Raw genomic sequence first — 9,584 nt, forward strand, 5'->3', positions numbered from 1 at the left:
GGCATAACTAGGAAAAACACACTATCTCATCATTAAAATGACAATTTTTACTAATTATGCAAAAAAAGGCTTGACGTATTTTTTAACTTTGCTAGAATACGCCCCACTTAGCAAGAACTCGTTAGAGACTTCTAAGGCTCGTTGTAAGCGATTAAACACTTACAGCCTATTCTCCAATAGCTCAGTTGGTAGAGCAACGGACTGTTAATCCGTGTGTCCCTGGTTCGAGCCCAGGTTGGAGAGCCACATTTTAGTAGTAAATTTCTTGAGTCAACTTTGATTCAATTATGGCATTTGCCAAAACCCTCATCAATTTGATGAGGGTTTTTTTATGCGTATCACTTAGGGTCTGTTGAACATTCAAATGTGGTACTGGCAGTGACTATTTTTTAGACAATACGCAGTGAAATTTTTGACGCCCAGTCGTTCTAGGTTAGACAGTTTCGCCATGTATTGGCAAAAAATAGCCCTGTCCTCCACTCGAGCACAGCTCTCGTCTTGCAAACGGGCAAAGCGGTGCTTTACTCGATCCGTTCTCAAGGCTGATGCTAAAATCACCTCAAACGTTGTTGCAAGCCTAGTTAAGGTCTCGACATTATCGTCGGTTTACGCCTAGTATGATGCGATTTTCGCGATCAGCAGTCCTAATATTTGAAAGTTCAACAGACCCTAATATTGTTTATCTATTTTGCCAATTTGATAAGCGCTAATCACTACTTTATCTCATACTTGATTTTGACCATGTTACTTAAAACTAAGCAACATGGTCACGATCGGATATTACTGTAGTAAGTTTTTCATCAGTTAACTTGGCAATAGTGGTAGCCAGAATACCAATGCTAACAATGTCACTAACAACACAGGCGGCGTGATCAGTAGACCAATCTTTATGTACTGTCCCCAGCTGATTTTGTAGTCCTTTTCTGCTAAGACATGTAACCATAGTAAAGTAGCCAGACTACCAATCGGCGTAAATTTAGGTCCCAAATCATTACCAATGACATTGGCATAAATCATTAGCTCTCGCGTTGCAGTAGGCACTTGTGCTTGATCAATCGCAAGCGCACCGACTAAGGTTGCTGGCATATTATTCATAACAGAAGCGACTATCGCTGATAAAAACCCAGTTCCAACGGTAGCAATCACTGCGCCTTGTTGTCCCAACCAGTTAAGTACTTGCGCACCATAGGCCGTAAGCCCTGCATTACCCAGACCATATACCACCAGATACATACCGATTGAAAATAGTACGATTTGCCAAGGCGCTTTACGTACTACATCGCTCACAGAGACAACCGCACCGCGACCGCCTTGCCATATGCGGCCAGCGATTGCCATTAACGCGACAGCAGCGATACCTGTAACCAGTGAAATAGGCAGCCCCAACGGCTCTGTTGCAAAGTAGGCGACCAGTAGCAAGCCTAATAGTGGAAAAGCAGCTCGGAATACTAATGGATCGGTAATGGCAGACTCTGGAGCGCTTAGCTCGCTAGTTGAGTAGGTTTTTGGAATATGACGTGCATAGACAACCCACAACACCAGTAGCGTCGCTAATACAGACACTATATTGACCGGTACCATCACCGCGGCATAACGACCAAAGCCAATATCGAAATAATTGGCACTGACAATGTTGACTAAATTTGAGGTAACCAATGGCAGGCTTGCCGTATCAGCGATAAAACCAGTTGCTATGATAAATGCCAAAGCTGATGGTGGCGAAAATTTCAGACGCAGCAAGATAGCAATGACAATCGGGGTTAGTAATAGCGCAGCACCATCATTGGCAAAAAATGCAGAAATAAAGGCGCCGAGCACGACAATCATCGGAAACAATAAACGCCCTTGCCCATTGCCAAGGCGTGCCACGTGCAATGCAGCCCAGCCAAAAAACCCTGCCCGATCTAAGATAAGCGAGATGATAATCAGCGCCACAAAAGTAAAGGTCGCATCCCAGACAATATCCAAGACGATACCCACATCTGATAACTGCACGACGCCAAGCGCTAACGCGACTAAAGCACCACCCATGGCGCTCCAGCCGATGCCCAATCCTTTAGGTTGCCAGATAACTAAGACTAAAGTGACCACAAAAATAGCAAATGCAAGCATTGTACAACCTTACTTAAGCTGATTTTATTCAGCCGATTTAATATAGGAAATTAGATCGATTAGGGGGTTAGATCGATTTTTGATTGACGCGGCTCGATAGTTCTTCAGCACTCTCGACGCGTTCTGAATAGCGATCAGTGAGATAATCTGAACGTCCACGTGTGAGCCAAGTAAACTTCACTAGCTCCTCACAGACATCGACAAGACGCAGATATAACGGAGACATATCCATGCGATTGTCATCGTTGAACTCTAAGAACGCTTTGGGTATCGAAGACTGGTTGGGGATAGTGATCATCCGCATCCAACGCCCAAGAATACGCATCTGATTAACCGTATTAAAGCTCTGACTACCGCCGCTGACTTGCATCAGTGCTAGGGTTTTACCTTGAGTTGGACGCACGCCACCTAGGGACAGCGGTATCCAGTCGATTTGCGCTTTCATGATACTGGTGATACTGCCGTGACGCTCTGGACTCACCCACAGCATACCTTCTGACCACTGCGCCAGCTCCCGCAATTCTTGCACTTTAGGATGGTCTGAGTCTACATCGTCAGGCAATGGTAGGCCGGATGGATCAAACATTTTTACTTCACAACCATACCAACGTAGCAATCGGCTAGACTCTTCAGCGGCCAATCTAGAAAATGAGCGCGCACGGACAGAACCGTATAGCACTAGTATTCTTGGCGGATGACGTGAGTCATTTGGCGCAACCAAAGACTCAATATCGATAGGCTGAAGATTATCTATATCAATATTGGGTAAGTCGTCTAAGCTAAATTCTGGCGAAACAGTAGGATCAACTGCCAATGCTTGGTCAACCTCAGTGTTTGTCATGAGTAACAACCTCGCCGTCTTCTTTTGTGAAGCTATTTACTGGATTGGCTAGCAATTCAAACACACGCTCTGACGGGCGGCATAGAGCAGCGCCTTTATCAGTCACCACGATAGGACGGTTGATTAAAATAGGATGCGCAATCATAGCATCGATAATCTGATCATCAGACAACTCAGGATTATCTAGACCAAGCTCATCATTGATAGCTTCTTTGCTTCTTAATAGCTCTCTAGGCGAAATCTGCATTTGTGCCAATAGCTCAACTAAACGGTCGCGGGTTGGTGTATTTTTCAGATATTCCACCACTTCTGGCTCTTCACCTGACGCTTTAATAATGGCAAGCGTATTACGAGAGGTTCCGCATTTAGGATTATGAAAGATTAATGGCTTCATAGCTTTTACACCTATTTTATGTATTTATTGAATTGATAATTGGTTTAATCATTACCTTGCTCAGCAGACTCATTTACTCTGCACCCGCTTAAACTATCCATAAGTGACGCACACAATTCTGGATGTCCTGCACAGCAATCTTGCAATAGAAACTGAATGACGTTATCCATATGTGATAGCGAAGCACGATAGATAATCTGCCGGCTATGACGCTGTGAGACCACCCACCCTGCCCGTGCCAGCACCGATAGGTGGGCTGACATTGTGTTATGAGGAACAACGAGCTGACGAGCTATTTCGCCCGCAGGTAGGCCTTCAGGCTCGTGGCTGACGAGCAGCTTAAAAGCCTTTAAACGAGTATCTTGAGAGAGCGCAGCAAAGCTTGCGATAGCATTAGTTATTTCCATATGTCTAATAATACAGACATATTAAAATAATTCAATGTTTGACAGATATTTTTATTCTAAAAGAGATATCTCTGTGTAATTAACCTATATATCAACAAGTAAAAGCGATTAACCAAATAGTGGAAATAATGATCACCTCACCTTTTCAACCTAAAACTCTCTACGTTTGACCTTATGTAAATAACAAGTTTAATATATGTTATTGTATATTGATGATACTTATAAGTTCATGCTAGATTGAATACGAGTTTATGCAACAGTAAAACTAAGTTTGGCTGGTAGCTCTCGCTCTGTACTGCCAATAAACCTGATTAAAATAACTATTATGATTAAAACAACAATAAGGAAATAACCATGCTACTAGAGAAAATTAAGACACCTGGACTTTCGCACCTATCCTACTTGGTAGGCTCTGGCGGTCAAGCAGCGGTAATTGACCCACGTCGTGACTGTGCGATATATGTAGAAAAGGCGCGCGCAGCTGGACTTAAGATTACTCATATTTTTGAGACACATCGCAATGAGGATTTGGTTTCTGGAGCACCTATCTTGGCCGCAATGACAGGAGCAACAGTTTTGCATGGACCCAATCCAGAACAACCTGTTGTCTACGCTGAGACAGTACGTAATGGTGACTGCTTTTCAATTGGCCAATTAGAAATCCGTGTCTTAGAAACGCCTGGTCATACTGATGATCATCTTGCTTATACGCTGTTTGACACGGTGTACCCAGATAAGGCGGTTGGCGTTTTTACTGGAGATGCACTATTTGTAGGTGATGTCGGTCGTACTGACTTCTATCCTGAGCGTCGTAGAGAAGTTGCAGGTTTACTTTATGATTCGTTACAAGACATTCTAGCGCTCGGTGATCAAGCAATTATTTATCCAGCTCATGGTGCAGGCTCCGTCTGTGGTTCAGGCATGGCGGAACGTGAGTTTTCTACCGTCGGTCACGAAAGAATAAACAACCCACGTTTACAGATTACCGATCGTGAGACATTTATTGACTTCAAGACTAGCGAAAACCATTATCAGCCACCCTATTTCAGATTGATGGAGCGCCTTAATATGGAAGGTGGTGAAGCGCCTCCAGTCGTTATGCGTCCGCGTAACCTTTCACTTAAGCAGCTGCATGACTGCGATGCTGATCATCTCATCGATATTCGTGAACCTATGGCATATGCGTCAGGACACCTGCCCGGTTCTATGAGCTTACCTGTCAACATGCTACCTGCGTTTGCTGGATGGTTTATCGAGGAAGGACAAAGCTTGGCACTGATTGCCTCTAATGAAGAGCAACTTGCGACTGCGATGGAGCATCTGGTACGTATTGCTTTTGATAATATTATAGGTGGCTATGTGGGTGTCGTCCCTGCTGCTGCAAAAGGTGAGCAGATGCAGCAAACCCCTATGATCGACACAACCGAGGTAGAGAGTCGCCTTAATAATGCTCAGAACTGGACATTGCTCGATGTACGCGATATCGATGAGAGAAATACTAATGCGATTGAAGGCTCACAGCATATCTATGTTGGTCACCTGAACGAGCGTTGGCATGAGCTTGACCAAAGTCGCCACTATACATTGATGTGCGCCAGTGGTGCTCGGGCAACAATAGCAGCAGGGTGGCTCGCTAGTCGAGGTTTTGAGCACATTGATATCTATTTAGGGTCAATGGGTGCATGGCAGGCAACGCATGAGTAACTCTTTACCCTTAACTAAAATCTACAATAAGGCAAACGCGTCATAAATTCTGGATAATGCGTTTTAAGCAGAGGAATTTTAATGTGCTGTAACTAAGACATGTTATACATAAAATAAGTACAACGGCCCTTCTTTTATTCAATATAAGATTGATATAAAAGAAGGGTCGTTGTTTTAGCTGACTTTTAAGTGATACGACTTAAGTGAATCTAAGTCATGGTTCTAGATTCTAATTCTTACTGTACTTGCTTACCTGACTTATAACGCATAAAACATAGATACATAAAAAACAGACACAAAAAAACCTCAAACAATCTAATGCTTGAGGCGAAACTTGCTTAAACTTAATAGTTTAAATTCGTTTTAAATATGGCGCAGCGGACGGGACTCGAACCCGCGACCCCCGGCGTGACAGGCCGGTATTCTAACCAACTGAACTACCGCTGCTTAGGTCTCTTAGCTTGTTTAGCCACTTGCTAAGAAGTGGTGGGTGATGACGGATTCGAACCGCCGACATTCTGCGTGTAAGGCAGACGCTCTACCAACTGAGCTAATCACCCTTCGAACAATTGCTAGGCAATTTATTCAACATCAACTGAGCTCTTAAGTTTGTCACTAAGCTCCGTTGCTGTGGGTGTGTATTATATAGATTTACTGTTGGGTGTCAAACAGTATTTACGACTTTTTTAGATATTTTTTCGATTTTTATTAGAATATCTAGCAAGCATTTGTTTTTATTGATTTTATATTTTTATACAAAATCAATATTTTTTAAGTTTAATGCTTACTTATTGGCCAGTGCTTGCTCGATGTCATTTTTGATAGCTTCTGGCTTAGTCGTTGGTGCATAACGGTCAATAACCTGACCTTTACTATCAACTAGGAACTTGGTGAAATTCCACTTGATACCATCTGTCAGCACGCCACTCTTTTGTTCTTTGAGCCATTCATAGATAGGATGAGCATCTGCGCCATTGACATCAGTCTTTGCCATCATTGGAAAACTGACACCATAGTTCTTTTGGCAAAACGCACCAATCTCGTCATTGCTACCTGGATCTTGGCTACCAAATTGGTTACAAGGAAAACCGACGACAACCAGTCCTTGATCCTTATACTGTTGATATAGTGATTCTAAACCTTCGAACTGCGGCGTAAATCCACATTTGCTTGCGGTATTGACGATTAATAATACTTTATCTTGGTAATCTGAAAATGCTTGCGAGTTACCATCCATGCGCTCAGCCGTAAAATCATAAATTGTGCTCATCATTTATCCTTAAATTGAGGTTTTTATTGTTTTGGGTGTTTATGCACTACTTCTTTTTCTATCATACACATAATAAAACTATTGAAAAGGAAGCACCGTGCACTTCCCTTTCACGTTTCTAATACTACTTAGCCTACTTACTTCTCAGACTTATCTAAATCGATAGATACTGAGTTGATGCAATAGCGCATGCCTGTTGTCTCAGTAGGGCCATCAGGGAATACATGACCCAAATGTGCGCCGCAGTTGCTGCAAGTGACTTCGGTGCGAGTCATGCCTAGCGAGTTATCGACGTGCTCTTCAATCGCGCTGTTATCGATACCTTGATCAAAACTTGGCCAGCCACAGCTCGCATCAAACTTATTGCTTGAGTCAAATAAGCTTGCACCGCAGCCCTTACAGCGGTAAACGCCATCATCGGTTGCATCATTGTATACACCTGTAAATGGACGCTCAGTGCCCTTCTCACGCATAATATGATACTCATCAGCGGTTAAACGCTCTTTCCAGTCAGCTTCAGTCAACTGGCTGATTTCTTCTTTGCTTAGTTGATTGTCTTGCATAATTTATCCTTATTCGAGTATTTATTATCTAATCTCGGTAACTATTTTATCGCCATATGATTATGAGAACGACGTGCTCTATCTGTTGGTTATCAGCACACTATTCAAGGCATATATAAGAAAAGTACTCTCTATATTGTGAGATAGATAGCATGATTGACGAGATTAACTGAGTTAAATATAGCAAATTAATTTTAGATAATGATGGGTAAAGATGTAATTTTGATACCTATACATTTTATAGTCTATATAAGAGATTTAGAGACATATAAATATAAACCAAGAGTTAATTGCAAGATATACTTGCAATTACTAATAGAGCTGATTGTAAAATCATTTGCAAATTACCTATCAATGCAATAATATCTTGCATTAGTGTTTAATTAAAATGGTTAATATATCTCTACACTGAATAATTACTGATTAATAAAGGCTCAAACGACTATGTCTGACGACAATAGCAAAAGTACACAAGCGGAACGACTGGTACAGTTGCGCCGTGACAAAGGGTTTACTGCTGAGCAACTAGCACAAGCCATGACAGCCGCTGGTGCAAAAGTGAGTCGTGGTGCTATCTCAAACTGGGAGCGCGGTACCAACGGCATTGTCTCATCCAAGCTGCCTACACTCGCACGTATTTTGGGCTGTAGTGAGGGATATCTGTTGCGCGGCGACCTCAATAATGAGGCTATTGATGCAGACGAGTCGACATCATCTATAGAGCGCAGTGAACATCAAAAGCTAGATACGATTTCCCACACACAGTCAGGTATTAAGACAACTGATGCTCAGTCCACGACACTTTATCCTGCTGGTAAAGACTCAAAAAACAATTCGACAACCAATCCGAAAAACGGTCATGCTATGAACACCATAAAAAAATCTGATAAATTACAAAACGTTTGCTATGACATTCGTGGTCCTCTCTTACAAACTGCCAATAAGATGGAAGCAGAAGGCAAACGCATATTAAAATTAAACGTGGGCAATCCAGCGCCTTTTGGTTTAGAAGCCCCGCATGAGATTTTACGCGATGTCGCTATGAATTTATCTGAGGCAACTGGTTATTCAGACTCACAGGGGATTTTTTCAGCGCGTAAAGCCATTTTGCAATATTACCAATCAAAGGGGTTGCTGTCGGCTGTTGATGTGCGTGATGTATATTTAGGCAATGGGGTTTCTGAGCTTATTGTCATGACCATGCAGGCGTTGATGAATGACGGTGATGAAGTCCTAATTCCTATGCCAGACTACCCGCTTTGGACAGCAGCGGCCAACCTCGCTGGCGGTACTGCTGTGCACTATCGCTGTAATGAAGAAGACAACTGGCATCCTGATATTGAAGACATTAAGTCTAAAATCACGAGTAAAACAAAGGGCATCGTGGTTATTAACCCAAATAACCCGACAGGCTCCCTTTATAGTGATGAGCTATTAAAGCAAATCATCGAAGTCGCTAAAGAGCATGATTTAATCATCATGGCCGATGAGATTTACGACCGCATTCTCTATGATGATAATGTACATACGCCGATGAGCACCTTAACTGACGACGTGCTAGTACTCTCTTACAATGGTTTGTCGAAGTCGCATCGTATTGCAGGATTTCGCTCAGGTTGGATGATGGTATCAGGCCGCAAACAGCACGCAGCTGACTTTATTGAAGGCTTAGATATGCTCGCATCTATGCGCCTTTGTTCTAACGTGCAAGGACAGTACGCCATTCAAACAGCGATGGGTGGGCATCAGAGCATGCAAGACCTAACCTCTGAAAAGGGTCGTCTATATAAGCAACGTGAAATGGCAGTCTCACGTCTAAATGCTATCAAAGGTATTTCTTGTACCATGCCTCAAGGCGCGTTTTACTGTTTTCCAAAAATGGATCCAGAGGTCTATCCTATCACTGATGATATGGATTTTATGATGGACTTGCTCGTTGAAGAAAATGTATTGATGGTTCAAGGTACTGGGTTTAACTGGGATAGACCCGACCATTTCCGTCTGGTGTTCTTACCTAATTTACTTGACCTAGAAAATGCGATGGATAGATTGGACAGATTTTTTGCCAAAAAACGTAAGCAATTTGGTACCGAGTAAATCGTTATATATCATTAAAAAAACGCTTATCGGCATGATGCTGATAAGCGTTTTTTATTGCGTTGAACCTAGGGCGTGTCATCAATTAAGCCAAATGACACAAGAAACCAGATAAATAGCACTCAAGAAATGACGGGCTAACTTATCATAGCGAGTAGCAATCGCACGATACTGCTTAATCTTGGCAAAGAAGTTC

The 9,584-nt window shown here is 42.5% G+C and carries 9 protein-coding genes and 3 tRNA genes; 3 read left to right on the forward strand and 9 right to left on the reverse strand.

What is annotated here, in order from left to right; all coding sequences use genetic code 11:
• Nucleotides 1-170: 170 nt before the first annotated feature.
• Nucleotides 171-246 (forward strand) — tRNA-Asn (locus QL898_RS00910).
• Nucleotides 247-804: 558 nt separating this feature from the next.
• Here QL898_RS00910 and QL898_RS00915 read toward each other — a convergent pair.
• From QL898_RS00915 to QL898_RS00930, 4 genes are all read right to left on the reverse strand, one after another.
• Complete coding sequence (locus QL898_RS00915) at nucleotides 805-2,112, reverse strand: arsenic transporter (RefSeq protein ID WP_290175484.1); 1,308 nt, start codon at nucleotides 2,110-2,112, stop codon at nucleotides 805-807.
• A 67-nt stretch (nucleotides 2,113-2,179) separates the two neighbouring features.
• Nucleotides 2,180-2,953 carry an arsenical resistance protein ArsH gene (gene arsH / locus QL898_RS00920; RefSeq protein WP_290175485.1) on the reverse strand — a complete coding sequence of 258 codons (774 nt, stop codon included), beginning with the start codon at nucleotides 2,951-2,953 and terminating at the stop codon, nucleotides 2,180-2,182.
• Nucleotides 2,940-3,347: an arsenate reductase (glutaredoxin) gene (gene arsC / locus QL898_RS00925; RefSeq protein ID WP_261870998.1), complete on the reverse strand. Its 408-nt coding sequence runs from the start codon at nucleotides 3,345-3,347 to the stop codon at nucleotides 2,940-2,942. Before arsC ends, arsH begins: the two co-directional genes overlap by 14 nt.
• 44 nt (nucleotides 3,348-3,391) lie before the next feature.
• Nucleotides 3,392-3,754 (reverse strand): winged helix-turn-helix domain-containing protein, encoded by a 363-nt coding sequence (locus QL898_RS00930; protein WP_290175486.1) that lies wholly within the window; start codon nucleotides 3,752-3,754, stop codon nucleotides 3,392-3,394.
• 354 nt (nucleotides 3,755-4,108) lie between these two features.
• On the opposite strand from QL898_RS00930, the gene QL898_RS00935 reads away from it, so the two are divergent.
• The gene (locus QL898_RS00935; RefSeq protein ID WP_290175487.1) at nucleotides 4,109-5,458 is read left to right on the forward strand and encodes an MBL fold metallo-hydrolase; all 1,350 of its coding nucleotides are present in this window, start codon (nucleotides 4,109-4,111) and stop codon (nucleotides 5,456-5,458) included.
• A 370-nt stretch (nucleotides 5,459-5,828) separates the two neighbouring features.
• On the opposite strand, the gene QL898_RS00940 is transcribed toward QL898_RS00935, so the two are convergent.
• From QL898_RS00940 to msrB, 4 genes are all read right to left on the reverse strand, one after another.
• Nucleotides 5,829-5,905, reverse strand: a tRNA-Asp gene (locus QL898_RS00940).
• Nucleotides 5,906-5,942: 37 nt separating this feature from the next.
• Nucleotides 5,943-6,018 (reverse strand) — tRNA-Val (locus QL898_RS00945).
• 224 nt (nucleotides 6,019-6,242) lie between these two features.
• Nucleotides 6,243-6,728: a glutathione peroxidase gene (locus QL898_RS00950; RefSeq protein WP_290175488.1), complete on the reverse strand. Its 486-nt coding sequence runs from the start codon at nucleotides 6,726-6,728 to the stop codon at nucleotides 6,243-6,245.
• Between the two features lie 137 nt (nucleotides 6,729-6,865).
• Nucleotides 6,866-7,291 carry a peptide-methionine (R)-S-oxide reductase MsrB gene (gene msrB, locus QL898_RS00955; RefSeq protein ID WP_057760931.1) on the reverse strand — a complete coding sequence of 142 codons (426 nt, stop codon included), beginning with the start codon at nucleotides 7,289-7,291 and terminating at the stop codon, nucleotides 6,866-6,868.
• A gap of 444 nt (nucleotides 7,292-7,735) precedes the next feature.
• Here msrB and QL898_RS00960 point away from each other — a divergent pair, with 444 nt between their 5' ends.
• Nucleotides 7,736-9,388, forward strand: coding sequence for an aminotransferase class I/II-fold pyridoxal phosphate-dependent enzyme (locus QL898_RS00960; RefSeq protein WP_290175489.1), 1,653 nt, complete (start codon nucleotides 7,736-7,738; stop codon nucleotides 9,386-9,388).
• An 81-nt stretch (nucleotides 9,389-9,469) separates the two neighbouring features.
• On the opposite strand, the gene QL898_RS00965 is transcribed toward QL898_RS00960, so the two are convergent.
• Nucleotides 9,470-9,584 (reverse strand): transposase (locus QL898_RS00965; RefSeq protein WP_201547709.1); only part of this gene is annotated, 115 nt, incomplete at its 5' end.

The organism is Psychrobacter sp. APC 3279 (assembly GCF_030407795.1).
Lineage (GTDB): Bacteria > Pseudomonadota > Gammaproteobacteria > Pseudomonadales > Moraxellaceae > Psychrobacter.